The 16,364-nt window shown below is 71.2% G+C and carries 13 protein-coding genes; 6 read left to right on the top strand and 7 right to left on the bottom strand.

All coding sequences use genetic code 11. The annotated features are described in order from the left end of the window. The first annotated feature begins 16 nt into the window (after positions 1 to 16). The 6 genes from I3V78_RS11900 (at position 17) to I3V78_RS11870 (ending at position 8,784) form a co-directional block, all read left to right on the top strand. A complete protein-coding gene (locus I3V78_RS11900) occupies positions 17 to 1,717 on the top strand; it encodes a S8 family serine peptidase (RefSeq protein WP_204487196.1) in 1,701 nt (566 codons plus the stop codon). Positions 1,718 to 1,742: 25 nt separating this feature from the next. Then, positions 1,743 to 2,987 carry a flagellin lysine-N-methylase gene (fliB, locus tag I3V78_RS11895; protein WP_204487195.1) on the top strand — a complete coding sequence of 415 codons (1,245 nt, stop codon included), beginning with the start codon at positions 1,743 to 1,745 and terminating at the stop codon, positions 2,985 to 2,987. A gap of 263 nt (positions 2,988 to 3,250) precedes the next feature. Continuing rightward, positions 3,251 to 4,060 (top strand): hypothetical protein, encoded by an 810-nt coding sequence (locus I3V78_RS11890; protein ID WP_204487194.1) that lies wholly within the window; start codon positions 3,251 to 3,253, stop codon positions 4,058 to 4,060. Between the two features lie 28 nt (positions 4,061 to 4,088). Then, positions 4,089 to 6,014: a hypothetical protein gene (locus I3V78_RS39880; RefSeq protein WP_275583481.1), complete on the top strand. Its 1,926-nt coding sequence runs from the start codon at positions 4,089 to 4,091 to the stop codon at positions 6,012 to 6,014. Between the two features lie 23 nt (positions 6,015 to 6,037). Then, positions 6,038 to 8,074, top strand: coding sequence for a PEP/pyruvate-binding domain-containing protein (locus I3V78_RS11875; RefSeq protein ID WP_204487192.1), 2,037 nt, complete (start codon positions 6,038 to 6,040; stop codon positions 8,072 to 8,074). Beyond that, positions 8,071 to 8,784: a hypothetical protein gene (locus I3V78_RS11870; RefSeq protein WP_204487190.1), complete on the top strand. Its 714-nt coding sequence runs from the start codon at positions 8,071 to 8,073 to the stop codon at positions 8,782 to 8,784. Before I3V78_RS11875 ends, I3V78_RS11870 begins: the two co-directional genes overlap by 4 nt. Before the next feature lie 15 nt (positions 8,785 to 8,799). Here the strand turns inward: I3V78_RS11870 and I3V78_RS11865 are convergent, their stop codons facing one another. Genes I3V78_RS11865 through I3V78_RS11835 form a run of 7 tightly spaced genes read right to left on the bottom strand, consistent with a single transcriptional unit; the run spans position 8,800 to position 16,357 of the window. Beyond that, positions 8,800 to 9,558 carry an SH3 domain-containing protein gene (locus I3V78_RS11865; RefSeq protein ID WP_204487188.1) on the bottom strand — a complete coding sequence of 253 codons (759 nt, stop codon included), beginning with the start codon at positions 9,556 to 9,558 and terminating at the stop codon, positions 8,800 to 8,802. Continuing rightward, positions 9,546 to 11,432: a BatD family protein gene (locus I3V78_RS11860; RefSeq protein ID WP_204487186.1), complete on the bottom strand. Its 1,887-nt coding sequence runs from the start codon at positions 11,430 to 11,432 to the stop codon at positions 9,546 to 9,548. The genes I3V78_RS11865 and I3V78_RS11860 overlap by 13 nt, the downstream gene beginning before the upstream one ends. Continuing rightward, positions 11,416 to 12,432: a tetratricopeptide repeat protein gene (locus I3V78_RS11855; RefSeq protein WP_204487184.1), complete on the bottom strand. Its 1,017-nt coding sequence runs from the start codon at positions 12,430 to 12,432 to the stop codon at positions 11,416 to 11,418. Before I3V78_RS11855 ends, I3V78_RS11860 begins: the two co-directional genes overlap by 17 nt. Continuing rightward, positions 12,429 to 13,484, bottom strand: a complete 1,056-nt coding sequence (locus tag I3V78_RS11850; RefSeq protein ID WP_239577618.1) for a VWA domain-containing protein — start codon at positions 13,482 to 13,484, stop codon at positions 12,429 to 12,431. Before I3V78_RS11850 ends, I3V78_RS11855 begins: the two co-directional genes overlap by 4 nt. After that, positions 13,484 to 14,494, bottom strand: a complete 1,011-nt coding sequence (locus tag I3V78_RS11845) for a vWA domain-containing protein (protein ID WP_204487180.1) — start codon at positions 14,492 to 14,494, stop codon at positions 13,484 to 13,486. Before I3V78_RS11845 ends, I3V78_RS11850 begins: the two co-directional genes overlap by 1 nt. Next, on the bottom strand, positions 14,469 to 15,479 hold the full coding sequence (locus I3V78_RS11840; protein ID WP_204487178.1) for a DUF4381 family protein: 1,011 nt from the start codon (positions 15,477 to 15,479) through the stop codon (positions 14,469 to 14,471). Before I3V78_RS11840 ends, I3V78_RS11845 begins: the two co-directional genes overlap by 26 nt. After that, a complete protein-coding gene (locus I3V78_RS11835) occupies positions 15,476 to 16,357 on the bottom strand; it encodes a DUF58 domain-containing protein (protein WP_204487176.1) in 882 nt (293 codons plus the stop codon). Before I3V78_RS11835 ends, I3V78_RS11840 begins: the two co-directional genes overlap by 4 nt. Between the last annotated feature and the right edge of the window lie 7 nt (positions 16,358 to 16,364).

Genomic DNA, 16,364 nt, shown 5'->3' with positions numbered 1-16,364 from the left:
GGCGGAGGGGGCGGCGATGAGGGCGTGGGCGGTTCTTGGACTGGCGGTCCTGGCGGCGTGCTCGAACACGGAGGGGGAGTCCTCGGGGTTGAGCCACCCGGGGTGCGTGGATACGCGGGAGGAGGCGGTGTCCAACCGGCTCCAGGATCCCCTTCCGAAGGACGATCGCCAGGCGGTGATCGTGCGCTACCGCTCGGGGGTGCGCGCCGCGAGGGCGGTGGAGTCCCTGGGCGTGGCCGTGAACACCCGCCACACGCTCGTGCCCGCGGTGTCCGCCCGGCTGACCCCGGAGGAGATCGCCCGCGTGGCCGCGAATCCCGACGTGGAGCGCATCGAGCCGGACCTGGAGGTGCGCGCGCTCGGCATGCCCATGAGCGTGGGCTCCGTGGACGAGTACACCGACGCGCTGCGGCTCGTGCAGGCCCCCCACGTGTGGGACGCCAACCAGGACGGCGTGCTCGACCGGGGCGCGCCCGTGGGCGCGGGCATCCGCGTGTGTGTCATCGACAGCGGGCTCGACCGGCGCCACCCCGAGCTCGGCATCCCCTACGTGGGGGGCTACGACTTCGTGGACGGCGACAGCGATCCGAGCGACGAGTCGCGCGGCGTCCGGGGCCTCGGCCACGGCACGCACGTGGCGGGCATCGTCGCGGCGCAGCTCGCCTCGGGCGGAGAGATCTGGGACGGCCTGAGCCGCGGCGGCATGGTGGGCGTGGCGCCCGGCGTGGACCTGCTCATCGCCCGGGTGCTCAACGTGGAGGAGCGCGCGAGTGTCAGCGGCGTGCTCTCGGCGCTCGAGTGGTGCCAGCGGCAGAAGGCGCACATCGCCACGCTGTCGCTCGGGTCGCCCGTGGACATGGGCCGCACGGCCCGCGAGGCCTTCCAGGCCGCCCGCGACGCCGGCATGCTCATCGTGGCCGCGGCGGGCAACGACAGCGACCTGACGCGCCAGGCGCCCCTGAGCTACCCGGCCGCCTACCCCTCCGTGCTCGCCGTGGGCGCCGTGGACGCGCATGGCCAGGTGGCCTCCTTCTCCAACGGCGGCGAGGGCCTGAGCCTCGTGGCCCCGGGCGTGGACATCCTCTCGTCCATCAGCGTGAGCGGCAACACCGTGTCCCGGCTCGACGCGGGCGTGCTGAGCTACGACTCGCGCTCGCTCTTCTTCTCCCCGCCCGGCGACTACACGGGCACGCTCGTGGACTGCGGCCAGGGCGAGGCGCTCGGGTGCCAGGGCGGCACGTGCGCGGGCTTCGTGGCCTACGTGCGGCTGGAGCACGGCGCCGACCCGTCGCGCATCGCCCGGAACGTGATGAGCCAGGGCGCGCGCGCCATCATCTTCGGCACGAGCGACTCCGAGTCCCAGTCCTGGCAGATGAGCCTGGAGGGGCCGAGCGCCGCCTGGGTGCCCGCGCTCAGCGTGGGCCGGGAGTCGCGGGGCGCCGTGCTGCAGCACCTGGGCAAGCCCATCCACGTGAACCTGCGGGGCGTCGACTACGCGCGCTTCATGGGCACCTCCATGGCCGCCCCCCACGTCACCGCCGTGGCCGCGCTGCTGTGGGGCGCCCACCCGGAGCTGACGGCCAGCGAGGTGCGCGAGGTGATGGAGCGCACCGCGCTCGACCTGGGCACACCCGGCCGTGACAACCAGTACGGGCATGGCCTCGTCCAGGCCCGGACGGCGCTCGACGCGCTGGACGGGCTCGCGCCCCTGCCCTGAGGACGCGGTAGGCTGGGGCGCGCCCATGCCCGCCCTCGCCCCACCCCGCTACATGTCGCGCTTCCGCTGCATCGCGGAGCGCTGCGAGGACTCCTGCTGCGCGGGGCTCACGGTGCCGGTGAGCCCACCCCAGGCCCGGCGCATCCGGGACGCCCTCGGCGACACGGCGCCGCTCTCCGAGGAAGACCCCTCGCTCGGCGCCGTCCTCCGGATGCGGCCCGATGGAGGCTGCGCCCTCCTGGATGCCGAGCGGCTGTGCTCGCTGCAGCGCCACCACGGCGAGGCGCTCCTGCCCGACATCTGCGCCACCTTTCCCCGGGTCGTCACCCGCTGGGGTGAGCGCTGGGAACTCGCGGGCACCCTGGCCTGTCCGGAGGTGGCCCGGCTGTGTCTGCTCGCCGAGGACGCCTTCCACCTCGAGGCCGCCGTGCCGCCCGCGTCCCTCCTGCCCCGCCCGGACGTCGCGCGGGCCATCGAGCCCGGCGAGGCCTGGACCGCCCACGCCGAGACCGTGCGCGACGCCCTGCTGCGCTGGCTCGACCGGAGGACCCATCCCCTCGCGTCCCGCATCGCCCTGCTGGGACACTTCGCCCACGCCGTGGAGGACGTGTACTTCCAGGGCACGCGGGCGTCTCGGGAAGCGCTCCAGGCCCACCTGGACGCCGCCCTCCAGCACTTCGACCGCGCGGACACCCAGCAGGCCGTGCACCAGGACTTCGCCCCGCTCGCGCTGCCGGGTGCCCCCAGCGTGGGACTCTTCGCCTCAATCCTCCGCGCCCGGATGGCGGCGCTGCGCGGGCCTCGCTTCCGCGCCCTGGCGCATGGCGTACTGACCTCGCTGGGACTCGACACGGACGACCCCGAGCGCTTGGAGGCGGCCTGGCGCCTTCACGACGCCCGCTGGCGCCACCTGACGGGAACCCACGGGGCGCGGCTCGACCAGGTGTTCCGGCACTACGCCCTGCATGCCGTGTGGCGCACGCCCTTCACGGACGCGCCCACCCTGCTCGGGTACGTGTTCCGTCTGGCCCTGCGCCTGGGCCTGCTGCGCTTCGTGCTCATGGGCCATCCCCGCGTGGAAGCCCTCCACCTCGCGCCCGCGACTCCCGAGGCCTCCGCCTCCCTGGACCTGGCCGTGGTGGAGACCTTCCAGCTCGTGGCCCGGCACGTGGAGACCTCTCCGGAATTCCTCACGCTCGCCCGGGGGCTGGAGGGCACCGGGCGGGGTGCCCAGACGTTGGGCAAGACGCTTGTCTTCGCCTCATTCTAGACACGCGAGTCAAAGACAGACGCCGCGCCGGGTGTGAGCGGTTCTACGCCCCGAATCTGAAGTTTCCCTGAAGCGCGCCTCGCCTCCTGTCGACGGGGAGCCAGGGTGGGCGTCCGTGACGAGACTGTTACGATTCATTTCCAGTCATCTTCCCGCGCGAGCGCCGTGGTACCCATGAATGGGGTGACAATCATTGGCGTCCGGTAGAGCTTCTGGGCCGGCGGAGGACGCCTGGGTCGTCTCCCTCTTCAAAAGGACCCCTCATGCGCGCTTCCTTCGTGCTGCCCGTGATCGCCACCCTTTGCCTGGGTGGCGGCATCGCCGCGTGTAACGCCGAGCCCACCGACTCCACCTCGCCCGGCACCGAGACGCCCGAGGGCGGTGGAACCGATGGCGCCACGTTCAGCTTCTTCGTGACCAGCATCGAGGCCATGCGCCAGCTGTCCGGCAGCCCGAACGGCTTCGGTGGAGACCTGCGCTACGGCGAGGCCACCGGCCTGGCGGGCGCGGACAAGATCTGCCGCACCATCGCCGAGATGGCCCTGCCCGGCGCGGGCCAGAAGGAGTGGCGGGCCTTCCTCAGCGCCTCCACCGGGAGCGCCACGGGCGGCGCCGTCAACGCCATCGACCGCATCGGCGAGGGCCCCTGGTACGACCGCAAGGGCCGGCTCGTGGCCCAGGACAAGGCCGGCCTGCTGAGCGCGTCCCGTCCGGCGGCGGACGCCACCATCAAGAACGACCTGCCCAACGAGCGCGGTGAGCCCAACCACCAGGGCGTCGACAACCACGACGTCCTCACCGGCTCGACCAAACAGGGCACCTTCTCGGGCAGCAAGGGCAACACCTGCAACGACTGGACGAGCGCCGTGGGATCCACCGGCAAGCCCATGTGCGGCCACTCCTGGCCCCGCAGTTCCAGCACCGGCAGCGGCTCGTACTGGATCGCCGACCACTCGGCGCCCGGCTGCGCCGCTGGCGTCAACCTCTCCAACAACGGTCCCGGCAATGGCTCGGCCACCGTGGGCGGGTCGGGCGGCTACGGCGCCCTCTACTGCTTCGCCACCACGCCCTGACATGCCGCCCAGACAGGACATGCCCCCCATGAAGACACCCGCCTGGCTCGTTCTCTCCCCGCTGCTGTGCCTGCTGAGCGGTTGTGGCCCCGACTCCGGCTCCACGACGCCCGACCCGACCGTCCCGGGAGAAGAGACGCCCCCCGGACAGGAGAACCCCAGCCCCCTCGCGTACACGCCGTGTGACGCGAGCGCGCGGCTCGGGCAGTTCACCGTGGAGAACCTGGACGGCTACACCGCGGTCCAGGGCAACGTGCGCAACGGCGTCATCCCGAGCACGGTGCGCACCCTCGCCGCCGAGGAGGGCGCCTGCCGCCTGCTGGTGGGCCGCGCGCTGTTCTGCAATCCGGCCTGCGGCTCCTCGCAGACCTGCGGCGAGGGCGGGGTCTGCATCCCCTACCCCACCTCCCAGAACGTGGGCACGGTGAACGTGACCGGCCTCAAGGCGGCGCTCGCCATGAGCCCCAACTCGGCCCGGTTCTACTCCAGCAGCTCCACGCCCCTGCCCTTCCCGGGCTTCTACACGGGCGCGAACATCCAGCTCGCCGCCACCGGCGCGGACCTGCCCGCCTTCACCCTGCGCGGCCAGGGCGTGGACGCGCTCACCGTGGCCGAGGCGGACATCGTCATCGAGAAGGGCAAGCCCGTGCCCCTCTCCTGGACCCCCTCCACGAACTCCAGCGCGGCGCGCATCCACGTCCTCCTGGACCTGGCGCACCACGGAGGCATCGCCGCCTCGGTGGAGTGCGACAACGTCCCGGACACGGGCAGCTTCACCCTGCCCGCGGGCCTGGTGTCCCAGCTGGTCGATCGGGGCATCGCGGGCTTCCCCAAGATCACCCTCAGCCGCCGCACGGCGGACTCCGCCCAGCTCGCCTCGGGTTGCGTGGACCTGCTGGTCCGCTCGCAGGTGAGCCGTGAGGTCGTCATCCCGGGCCTCGTGTCATGCAGCACGGACGAGGATTGCCCCTCGGGACAGACCTGCCGGGCGGATCTGACGTGCGGTGGCACGACCCCGCCCCCGACCGAGACCCCCGACAGCGGCACGACCACGCCGCCGACCGAGACGCCCGACAGCGGGACCTCCACGCCAGACAGCGGCACTCCCGATAGCGGAACGACCCCGCCTGACAGCGGTACGCCCGACAGCGGTACGCCCGACAGTGACACCGTCGACAGCGGCACCCCCGACAGCGGCACCGTCGACAGCGGTACGCCCGACAGCGGCACCATCGACAGCGGTACGCCCGACAGCGGTACGGTGCCGACCCTTCCCCCGTTCAGCTTCTTCGTGACCAGCATCGAGGCCATGCGCCAGCTGTCCGGCAGCCCGAACGGCTTCGGTGGAGACCTGCGTTACGGCGAGAACACCGGCCTGGCGGGCGCGGACAAGATCTGCCGCACCATCGCCGAGATGGCCCTGCCCGGCGCGGGCCAGAAGGAGTGGCACGCCTTCCTCAGCGCGTCCACGGGTGGCGTGGGCGGCGCGGCCATCAACGCCATCGACCGCATTGGCGAGGGCCCCTGGTACGACCGCATGGGTCGGCTCGTGGCGCAGGACAAGGCCAGCCTGTTGAGCGCGTACCGCCCGCCGTCGGATGCCGTCATCAAGAACGACCTGCCCAACGAGCGCGGCGAGCCCAACCACCAGGGCGTCGACAACCACGACGTCCTCACCGGCTCGAGCAAGCAGGGCAGGTTCTCCGGCACCAAGGGCAACACCTGCAACGACTGGACGAGTTCCGTGGGCTCCACCGGCAAGCCCATGTGTGGCCACTCCTGGCCGCGCAACGGCGCGACCACCGGCAATGGCGCCCACTGGCTGTCCGACCACTCGGTGCCCGGCTGCGCGGCCGGCGTCAACCTCGTCGACAACGGGGGCGGCAACGGCACGCCCACCGTGGGCGGCGCGGGCGGCTACGGCGCCATCTACTGCTTCGCCACCACTCCCTGAACCCCAGCCCCGAGACTGACCCCATGAGATCCTCATTCCTGCTCTTGATGGGCGCCGCGCTCGTGCTCGCGTGCTCGCCCGATCCCACGACGCCCCCGGACGAGACGCCCCAGGAGCCCATCCAGGAGTCCTGCCAGCTCACCGAGGGCGCCACGGCCCCCGATGCCCTCAAGCGCCTGTCGTGCGCCACGGACTTCAGCGCCCTGGCCTCGCAGCCCATCGACACGAGCATTCCCGGCGCCCGCTCGGTCAAGGTGGTGCTGGACCGCTACGACAACGACACGCTCCACTTCCAGAACAGCCAGAAGTACGCCATCCACTACGCGTTCGTGTCCAAGAACCTCTCCGGCGCGGGCAGGCCCGTGGTCGGCTCGTTGGCGGACTTCAACCAGACCGAGTACTACTCGCCGGACCGGCGCTTCGTGCTCGGCTCCGTCACCTACTATGAGGGGGCCAAGGTCTGGGCGCTGGAGATCTCCCCCTACGACACGGCCTCCGCCGAGATGCTCACGCAGCTCTACGGGGCCGTGCGCGATGCGACCTTCTTCGGCGCCTCGCTCGTCTTCCACCCCACGTCCGAGGCCGTGCACCAGGAGGCCCGGAACCTGCCCTCCACCATCCAGGTGATGAGCACGGACGAGCTCTTCGCGGCCATCGACTACCAGCCGCTCAACCTGGCCAGCTCGGTGGGCAAGCTGCGCTTCCTCACCGCGACCGAGCTCACGACGACGTACCTGTCCTTCCGCGACATCATCGTGCTGGACCGCATCCCCAACGACATCTCCACCATCCTCGGCATCATCAGCGAGGAGTTCCAGACGCCGCTGTCGCACGTGAACGTGCTGTCGCAGAACCGCAAGACGCCCAACATGGGCCTGCGCGGGGCCATGAGCAACGCGACGCTGCGGGCGCTCGAGGGCAAGTGGGTGCGACTCACGGTGGGCGCGTTCGACTGGAGCATCCAGGAGGTCTCCGCCGCCGAGGCCGATGCCTACTGGGAGGCCCACAAGCCCTCGCCCGTCGTGCTGCCCGCGGTGGACCTGTCGGTGAAGGACCTGCGCGACGTGGAGAAGCTCGTGGACGAGAGCAAGGGCACGCTGCGCGAGACCATCAAGGCGGCGGTCCCGGCCTTCGGCGGCAAGGCGGTGCACTACGGGGTCATGGCCAACACGCCGGGCATCCCCATGCGCAAGGCGTTCGCCATTCCGGCCTACTACTACGTCCAGTTCATGCAGGAGAACGGCTTCTACGAGCGGCTGGACACGCTGCTCGCGGACCCCGAGTTCCAGAGCAAGCCCGAGGTGCGCGACGCGCAGCTCGACGCGTTCCGCAAGGCCATGAAGGCGGCGCCGGTGAACGCGGAGTTCCAGGCGATGCTCAAGGCGAAGCTGGAGAAGGACTACCCCGGGTTGACCATGCGCTTTCGCACGAGCACCAACAGCGAGGACCTGGAGGGCTTCCCCTGCGCGGGCTGCTACGAGTCGCACACGGGAGACCCGCGGACGGACTGGAACGACGTGCTCAAGGCCATCCGCAAGACGTGGGCGACGGTCTGGCTGTTCCGGACCTTCGAGGAGCGGACCTACAGCAGCATCGACCACAAGTCCGTGGTGATGGCGCTGCTCGTGCACCACAACTTCCCGGACGAGGAGGCCAACGGCGTGGCGCTCACGGCCAACCCCTTCGATCCCACGGGCAACCAGCCGGGCTTCTACGTGAACGTCCAGGTGGGCGGAGACGCCGAGGTGGTGCATCCTCCCGCGGGCGTGACGAGCGACCAGTTCATCTACGAGTTCCACCAGACGGGTCTGCCCATCACCTACCTGTCCCGCTCCAACCTCATGCCGAGCGGCCAGAAAGTGCTGACGGCCGCCCAGGTGTACGAGCTGGGCCAGGCGCTGGACCTCATCCACAACCGCTTCTCGGCCGCGTACGGGCCCAAGGCGGGCAACACGGGGTGGTACGCCATGGACGTGGAGTTCAAGTTCGACGGGGAGCCGGGCGAGACGCCCAAGGCCATCATCAAGCAGGCCCGCCCCCACCCGGGACGGGGCCAATGAGCCGCCCGCTCTGGAGGGGACTGCTCGTGCTCGGCTGGCTCGCCACCGGCTGCGGCGTGGCGGGCGGCACGGACACCGGCACCGACGGAGACAACGGCGGGGAGGTCCAGGAAACGCAAGGCGCGCTGCTGCCGTGGGCCGAGGGCCACCGGTGGACGTACCGCGTCACCGTGTCGGGCACCGTCTCGGAGAAGGAGCTGTCCGTGGGCGCGCTGGAGGCCGTGGGCGGCACGGGGCCGCTGTCGGCCGAGAAGGCCCACCGGGTGACGTCCCGCAAGAGCAACGGGGAGGTCACCCTGAGCTGGCAGACCGTCTCGGGCGAGCGCCTCCTGCGCTACCGCGAGCAGTCCTTCGACGCCGGGACCACGAGCGCCAAGAGCGAGGAGTGGTGGAACCCCGCCAAGCTCCACGTGGACATGAGCCCCGAGCACCTCGTGAAGGGCACCACCTGGGTGGAGACCTACGCCGAGACGAAGCAGAAGACGGGCAAGTCCCCCACCACGGAGACGACGCGGGATTTGTGGACGGTGGTGTCCGAGGCGGAGTCCGTCACCGTCCCCGCCGGGACGTTCACCGCCGTGGTGCTGCGCAAGACGGGCAACAGCAAGACCAAGACGTACTGGTTCGTGCGCGGTGTCGGCAAGGTGAAGGAGACCGGCGAGGAGACCGAGGAGCTGCTCGGCTACGCGCTGGAGCCGACGGCTCCCTGAGACCTCCGGGGGCCGTCAGATCTCCGCCACGCCGTCGCGCTCGGCCCAACCCTCCAGGCCATTGGGCAGACGGATGCGCACGTAGCGCCCCGCGTCCTCCATGACGCGCACCTTGAGGCCGGGGTGGACCTCGAAAGCCACCTTGGCCTCTTCCCGGGGGAACTCCCGCGCGCGCAGCGTGGGCGCGACGACGACGGCCTCGTGCAGCGTCTGCTGGACCCAGACATGCGCGGCCAGCAGCGCGCCCGCCGGCAGGGACAGGATGAGCAGCAGTCCACCCAGCACCGCCGCCCACGCCCGCCGCCCCGGCCGCAGCAGCCGGAAGAGCAGGAAGAACGCGCAGCCCCCGAGCCACGCCCCGAGGAAACCCCAGGCCGCGCCGTTGCCGCTCGTGGCGGCCACCACGCGCTGGAGGAGCGGCTCCTCGGGCCCGCTGCCCACCACCTTGTCGAGCTGACGCGCGCGGGCATGGGCCAGGTTGGCCTCCAGGTCCGGCCCCTCGCCGCCCGCCCGGCGCGCGCGCTCGAAGGCGAGCACCGCGTGGCCCAGGTCGTCCTGCGCCAGGGAGGTGGTGCCCAGGTTGTACTGGAGATCCGGCCCGCCGAAGCCCCGCTCGAGCAACTTCTCGTAGCCCGCGCGGGCGGCGGCGTAGTCCTGCTTGTAGAAGGCGTCGTTGGCCTGCTGGAACAGGCCCTGGGCCTCCTCGGGGGAGTAGTAACCCTGGCCCAGCACGGTGGCCACGAGCACGGCGGCGAGGGCGCTCACTTGTCCCATCCCTCCATCACGGCCGCGGCGTCATCGAGAATCCGCTCGCGGGCGGCCTGCTCCGCGCCAGGCGCGAAGCGGCCGGTGTCACACGACTCGAGCACGAAGCGCACCCGCTGGCGGCGCGTGTCGTCCACGCCCGCCTCGGCGAGCCGGGCGTCGAGCGCGTCCCGGGTGAGTCCGCCCACCGGCGCGTGCAGGCGGGCCTCCAGGAAGTTGAGCACGGCCTTCTCCACCTCGCCGTAGAACGCGCTGGACGAGCCCTCGCGCAGCTTCTCCGCCGCGGCCAGTTGCTTGCGCGCCGCCCGGGCCCGCTTGCGATGGCCCACCTCCTGGCCCGCCATCCGCCCGCGCACGAAGCCGCCCAGGCCCAGCGCCAGGAAGAGGCCCAGGGGCGAGAGCACCGCGGGCAGGAAGAAGGGCCGCTGCCACACGGCCGTGGTCGGCGACTCGAAGCGCGCCTGGTAGCGCAGGGGGCGCAGGCCGCCCGCGGTGAGCACGTTCTTCTGCTCGGCCGCGGCGTCCGCCAGCGGCGTGGTCGCGCTCCCCTGCCCCCCCGGCGTCGGCGCGCCACCGGCGCCGGGCGTCACCACGATCTCCACCGGCTCGGTGCGCGACACCGTGTAGCGGCCTTCCTTCGGATCGAAGTAGGGGAACTCGAGCGCCGGCAGGGTGAAGGTGCCGGTGCGCTGGGGCATGACCAGGTACTCCTGGGCGCGGCGGCCCTGGATGCGCCACTTGCCGGGCGTCAGCTTGTCGGTCGTCTTGGGATCGTAGACCTTGAACGCGGACGGCGCCGCCAGGCGCGGGGGCGTCACGTTCTTCACGTTGCCCGAGCCCTCGAGCACCACCGTCACCGTCACCGGCTGGCCCAGCTCCACCTCGTGCTGGGTGGCCTCCACCGACAGCTTCCAGTCACCCACCTGGGCGTTGGAGAAGTCGCGGGGCGCGCCCGGGGGCAGCGGCTTGACCGTCACCTGGAGATCGTTGGAGACGCGGTGCACCCGGTGGCCCACGAAGAGCATGCCCGTGGTGATGTCCGCCTCGGCCGGGGTGATGGACAGGCGGCCCGAGCGCATGGGGAAGAGCGCGCGGCGGCGCAGGAGGTAGGTGCGGTAGGGCACGCCGTTGACGACGCGCGTCTCGCCGGTGAGCTGGGTGGGACTCTCCACGTCCTCGCTCCAGAAGCCCTCCAGCTTGGGCATGCTCACCGAGTCCACGCTGGACAGGTCCACGCGCGAGTAGATGAAGAGCGAGAGCGTCACCTGCTCGCCCACGAACACCTGGTTCTTGTCGAGCGTGGCGCGCAGGAACAGGTCCGAGTCGCCCCGGGGAATGCGCACGTCCTCGCGCCGGGCACCCTGCGTGTCCTCCTCCTCGGACTCCTCCTCGGCGAAGGGGTCCTGCAGAGCGCCGAAGGGCAAGTTGCGCAGGGGGTCTGGCAATTGGGAACGCGGGGAGCGCGGCGGCGGTCCGGTGCGGCCCCGGGTCACCGTCATCTTCACGGGCTCGGTGCGCAGCGTGCGGCCCACCGAGGTCAACACCGCGGCGGGGATGGTGAGCGTGCCAGCGCGCTTGGCGCGCATCATCAACACGTGCTTGCGCACGGTCTGGATGACGGGCGGGCCGCCTCCACTCATCTGGATGGAGCGCTGGGTGCTCTGCGACGTCGAGAGCACCTCGAAGTCCTCCGGCGCGGGGAAGCGCACCTGGGCATCGTCCGGGGGATCCACGATCACCACGGTGAGCTGGAACACGTCCTCGGTGCCCACCTCGGAGCGATCCACCGTCTGGTAGAATTCGACCTCCGCCCACGCGGGCATGGCCGTCAGCAGCAGGCTGAGGGCGGCCAGCACCGCGCGGCCGCTACCAATCCTTCGCATTGGGATTCCTCGGTCGCTTCTTCTGCTGGAAGCGCCACAACTGGAGATTCTTCTCGTTCTGCTTCATCGCATCCAGCAGCCGCTCGGCGTCCTGGCGGTCGACTTCCTCCGCGCTCATGCCGCCATCGCGCTCCTCGGTGCCCGCGTCCGCCGCCGAGTCCGAGTCCGCCTGACCCCCATCCGCGCCGCCATCGCTGTCGCCCTGGCCGCCATCCGCGCCGCCGTCGCTGTCACCGCCATCACTCTGGCCGCCGCCGTCCCCGGCCCCCCCGTCCCCACCGCCATCCTGCCCGCCATCGCCGCCGCCATCCTGGCCGCCATCGGAGGGCGAGCCCGCGTCACCGCCCGCGTCCTGGCCCCCATCCTGACCGCCGTCCTGGCCTCCATCCTGACCGCCGTCGGTGCCACCGTCCTGACCCGCGTCCGGCTGACCCGCGTCCGGCTGACCCGCGTCCGGCGCGCCGCCATCCTGACCGGCGTCCTGACCCGCGTCCTGGCCCCCGTCCGAGCCGCCATCGGCGCCGCCCTGTTGGGGCGGAGGCAGGTTGCGCAGCAGCACCTCGTAGTTGTGCCGGGCCTGGGCGTCCGTGGGGTCCAGGGTGAGCGCGCGGCGGTAGGCCTTGAGCGCCTCGCGCGTGTCACCCGTCGCCGCGTGCACGTTGCCCAGGTTGTAGGTGGCCTTCTGGCGCAGGTCCGGCCGGGTGTTGGACTCGGCCACGCTCTGGAAGGACTGCCGGGCGTCGTTGTAGCGGCCCAGCTTCATCAATGCGTCGCCCCGGTTGAACTCCACCGCCGGGTCGTTGGGCCGCTCCTTCTTGGCCTCGTCGAAGGACTTGAGCGCGTCCTCGTAGCGGCCCGCGGAGTAGGCGTCGCGGCCCTTCTGCACGAGGGGATGATCCTTCTCCAGGAGCCCCGCGGCGCCCGCCACGGACGGCACCACCCAGCCCACGGCCAACAGGCCCCAGACGCCCAGACGCCTGCCCAAGGGACGCGGCTTCATGCGGACCTCCGGCGCCACGAGGGCGGCAGCACCATGCCCAGGATCAACAGCACGAGCCCCGGCAGCGCGAAGACCTGGAAGCGCTCGTTGTAGCGCACGGTGATGCGGCTCTCCAATTCACTCTTCTGCATCGCGTCGATGCGCTCCAACACCCCGCTCATGGCCACGCCGCGCGGCTGGTAGAAGAAGTCCCCGTCGGTGGCCTCGGCGATGGCCGTGAGGCCGCCGCGATCCATGCGGGTGATGACCGTCTCCCCGCTCGCGTCCTTCTTGAAGTCCACGAACTCGCCCCGGCGGTTGTACACGGGAATGGGCTCGCCCTGCTCCGAGCCCACGCCCACGGTGAGCACCCGCACCTTGGCCTCCTTGAGCGCGTCCACCGCCTCCTTCACCTGCCCCGTCAGATCCTCGCCATCGGACACCAGCACCACCACGCGCTCCTTGGAGCCCCGGTCCGCGTTCTCCAGGACCTCGCGCGCCAGCATCAGCGCGTCCCCGATGTTGCTGCCGCCCTGGGGCATCTGCTCCGGATCCACCGCGCGCAAGAAGAGCTTCACCGCCGAGTAGTCCGAGGTGAGGGGCGACTGGATGAAGGCGTCTCCGGCGAACGCCACCAGGCCCACCCGGTCCCCCTTGAGCTCGTCGAGCAGCGTGTTGAGCTCCAGCCGCGAGCGCTCCAGGCGGCTGGGCTGCACGTCACGCGCGAGCATGGACTTGGAGGCGTCCAGGGCCACCACCACGTCGATGCCCCGGCGCTTGGTGGGCTCGGTGGTGGTGCCGCACTGGGGCTGGGCCAGCGCCACGCCGAAGAGCATGAGTCCCAGGCCATAGAACCCCGCCTGGGTGGCCGGCAGCCAGCGCACGGTGCCCGGCGCCAGCTTGTCCACGAGCCGATCCGCCAGGATCGCCCGGATGCGCGAGCGCCGACGCAGGGCGCCCCACAGGGCGATGCTCCCCACGAAGAGGCCCACGCCCACCATCACCAGGAAGAGCGGCTGGGCGAGCCCCATCTCCTCCCCCAGGAACTTGAACCGCCAGGGCTCCAGCGCCATCACGGCAGCACCTTCAGCAAGGTGGAGCGCAGGAAGAGCTCCAGCACGGCGAGCCCGAAGGCCAGCAGCAGGTAGGGGTGGAAGTTCTCGCGGTAGTTGGCCGAGGCCCCGCCCTCCAGGAGCTTGGTGCGGTCGAGCGAGTCGAGCACCTTCTGCAGGCCCTGCTTGAGGCCCTCGGGGTCCGTGGCGCGGTAGTACTCGCCGCCGGTGGACGAGGCGATGTCCTGCATGAGCTCCGGGTTGATGGGAATCTCCGTCTCGCGCCAGACGGTGTTGCCGAACAGGTCCGTGCCCTGGGGAAAGGGCACCTTGCCGCCCTTGCCCACGAGGATGGTGTAGACGGGCACGTGCAGGCTCCTGGCCATGCCCGCGGCGTCCAGCGGGGAGATCTTCCCCGCGTTGTTGTCACCGTCGGTGATGAGCACCACCACGCGGCTCTTGGCGTCCGAGTCACGCAGGCGGTTGAGGGACGTGGCCAGCGCGTCGCCAATGGCGGTGCCGTCCTCGAGCACCCGGGTGCGCAACTGCCGCAGCACCTCCTTGAGCACGCCGTAGTCGAGCGTGAGCGGCGCCTGGGTGTAGGCCGAGCCCGCGAAGACCACGAGCCCGATGCGGTCGTTCACCCGGCTGGAGATGAAGTCCGCGAGCACCTCCTTGGCCACGTGCAGGCGGTTCTGCGGGCGGAAGTCGCCGGCCTCCATGGACGTGGACAGGTCGAGCGCCACGACGATGTCGATGCCCTCCACGTTCAGGTCCCGCACGCGCGTGTCGCGCGTCTGGGGCCGGGCGAGCGCCACCACGGCGGAGGCCACCGCGACCAGCCGCAACAGGGGCAAGAGCGGCAACAGGTAGGTGCGCAGGCCCTTGCGGTGCTGGGCGAACACGTGCGCCGCGGAGAAGCGCAGCACGGCGCGGCGGCGCTTCTCCCACAGGCCCGCGGCGATCAGCAGGGGCAGGAGCAACAAACCCCACAGGAACTGGGGGCTATGAAACGCGAGGTCCGGAAGCATGGGACACGTCGGCCGCCACGGGCGGCAAGAGGGGGGGCCAGGTCTTGTCGAGCAGCGCGTAGCCGAACGTCAGCGCGTCCTGGCAGGAATCCGCGGAGGCATCCGCGCGGGCGTACTTCACCATGTCCGACTCGGAGATGAAGCGCATGAGCCCGTCCTCGGGCAGGCCGGGCGCGTGCAACCCGCGCAGCCGCGTCATCAGCTCACTGCTCGTGCACTCGAGCGCGTCGAAGCCATAGCGCTCGCCCAGGTAGCCGCGGAGGATCTCCGAGAGGCGGAAGTAGAAGTCCTTCACCTGGCCCCGGGCGGGCAGGTCTTCCGTCTTGAGGGCATCCAGGGCGCGGCGGGTGCGCACGTCCAGCGGCAGGGGCGGCGCCACGGCGGCCAGCTTGCGCTCGCGGTACTTCTGGAAGGCGCGCCAGGCGACCACGCCCAGCAGCGCCGCGGCGATGGCGCCGAGCAACACCCACACGAGCGTGAGCGAGCGGATGGCCACCTCGGTGGGCGGCTGGATGTCGCGCAGGTCCTCGCCCTTGGTCTGGGCGTCGTCGGGCAGCGTGGAGCCCACCTCCAGCGTCCGGCCCGGCGCCACGTAGCGGTGCGGCCCCTCCGGGGTGCTCACCGCGAAGGGCACCTCGGGCAAGGTCACCGTGCCCAGCTTGAAGGCGGACATGCGCAGCCGGAACGTGGTGACGGCCGGCTCCTTGCCCGACTCGGGCGGCGTGCGCTCCTGGGAGATGACCTCGAAGTCCCCCAGGTCCGCGGGCAGCTCCAGCTCGTAGCGCTGCTGGGCGGGGTGGGTGATGGCCAGCTCGTAGACGAAGGGCTCGCCCAGCAGCACGCGCTCGGGCTCCACCCGGGCCCGCACGTCCGCGGGCATCGCCTCGGGCAGCGTCGCGCTGGCCGGTGCCGCCGCAGGTGCCGCGGGCGCCTGGGCCCACACGGGCGAGGCGGCCAGGAGCGCGCAGAGAACCCACCCCTTCATGCCGCCATCCTCCGCGAGCGGGCCCGGAAGAAGCGCACCAGGGCCAGGCCGTGGTCGTCTCCCGTGCTCAGCTCCACATGGTCCAATTCCAGCTTCTTGAACAGCCGACGCAGCTCGTCGCGCTGCGCCTGGAGCGTGCGCGCGAAGCGGCCGCGCACGAGCGGATCACTCGTGTCCACCACGAAGCGCTCGCCCGTCTCCGGATCCTCCATCTCCACGAGCCCCATCCTCGGAAACTCGCGCTCGAGCGGATCCACGATCACCACGGGGACCAGGTCGTGCTTGCGCCCCACCAGCCGCAAGGGCGGCTCGTAGCCGAAGGCGAGGAAGTCCGACACGAGGAAGGTCACCGTCTTGCGGCTGGCCAGACGGCTCAGGTACGTGAGCCCCGCGGCCAGGTCCGTCCCCTTGCCCTTGGGCTGGAAGGTGAGGATGTCGCTCACCAGCCGCATCACGTGCGTGCGGCCCTTGCGCGGCGGCACCACCTTCTCCACCCGATCCGAGAAGAGGATGAGCCCCACCCGGTCGTTGTTCGCGATGGCGCTGAAGGCGATCTGCGCGGCCACTTCCGCGGCCACCTCCGCCTTGGAGCGCTCGCGCGAGCCGAACTCCTTGGACGCCGACACGTCCACCAGCAGCATCACCGTGAGCTCGCGCTCCTCGGTGAAGACCTTCACGTAGGCGTCGTTCATGCGCGCCGTGACGTTCCAGTCGATGATGCGGATCTCATCGCCCGGCTGGTACTGGCGCACCTCGGAGAACGCCATGCCCCGGCCCTTGAAGACCGAGTGGTACTGGCCCGCGAGCATGTCCGACACCACCTTGCGGGTGCGGATCTCCAGCTTGCGGATGCGGCGGATGATGTCCTTGGCGAGCATGGCGCGG

The organism is Archangium primigenium (genome assembly GCF_016904885.1).
GTDB lineage: Bacteria > Myxococcota > Myxococcia > Myxococcales > Myxococcaceae > Cystobacter > Cystobacter primigenius.
This window is presented reverse-complemented; position numbering and strand designations above follow the sequence as displayed.

What these genes read in the sequence shown, in the direction of transcription:
- I3V78_RS11900 (WP_204487196.1), top strand. Translation starts at nt 17, where the DNA reads ATGAGGGCGTGGGCGGTTCTTGGACTGGCGGTCCTGGCGGCGTGCTCG.
- fliB (WP_204487195.1), top strand. Translation starts at nt 1,743, where the DNA reads ATGCCCGCCCTCGCCCCACCCCGCTACATGTCGCGCTTCCGCTGCATC.
- I3V78_RS11890 (WP_204487194.1), top strand. Translation starts at nt 3,251, where the DNA reads ATGCGCGCTTCCTTCGTGCTGCCCGTGATCGCCACCCTTTGCCTGGGT.
- I3V78_RS39880 (WP_275583481.1), top strand. Translation starts at nt 4,089, where the DNA reads ATGAAGACACCCGCCTGGCTCGTTCTCTCCCCGCTGCTGTGCCTGCTG.
- I3V78_RS11875 (WP_204487192.1), top strand. Translation starts at nt 6,038, where the DNA reads ATGAGATCCTCATTCCTGCTCTTGATGGGCGCCGCGCTCGTGCTCGCG.
- I3V78_RS11870 (WP_204487190.1), top strand. Translation starts at nt 8,071, where the DNA reads ATGAGCCGCCCGCTCTGGAGGGGACTGCTCGTGCTCGGCTGGCTCGCC.
- I3V78_RS11865 (WP_204487188.1), bottom strand. Translation starts at nt 9,558, where the DNA reads ATGGGACAAGTGAGCGCCCTCGCCGCCGTGCTCGTGGCCACCGTGCTG.
- I3V78_RS11860 (WP_204487186.1), bottom strand. Translation starts at nt 11,432, where the DNA reads ATGCGAAGGATTGGTAGCGGCCGCGCGGTGCTGGCCGCCCTCAGCCTG.
- I3V78_RS11855 (WP_204487184.1), bottom strand. Translation starts at nt 12,432, where the DNA reads ATGAAGCCGCGTCCCTTGGGCAGGCGTCTGGGCGTCTGGGGCCTGTTG.
- I3V78_RS11850 (WP_239577618.1), bottom strand. Translation starts at nt 13,484, where the DNA reads ATGGCGCTGGAGCCCTGGCGGTTCAAGTTCCTGGGGGAGGAGATGGGG.
- I3V78_RS11845 (WP_204487180.1), bottom strand. Translation starts at nt 14,494, where the DNA reads ATGCTTCCGGACCTCGCGTTTCATAGCCCCCAGTTCCTGTGGGGTTTG.
- I3V78_RS11840 (WP_204487178.1), bottom strand. Translation starts at nt 15,479, where the DNA reads ATGAAGGGGTGGGTTCTCTGCGCGCTCCTGGCCGCCTCGCCCGTGTGG.
- I3V78_RS11835 (WP_204487176.1), bottom strand. Translation starts at nt 16,357, where the DNA reads ATGCTCGCCAAGGACATCATCCGCCGCATCCGCAAGCTGGAGATCCGC.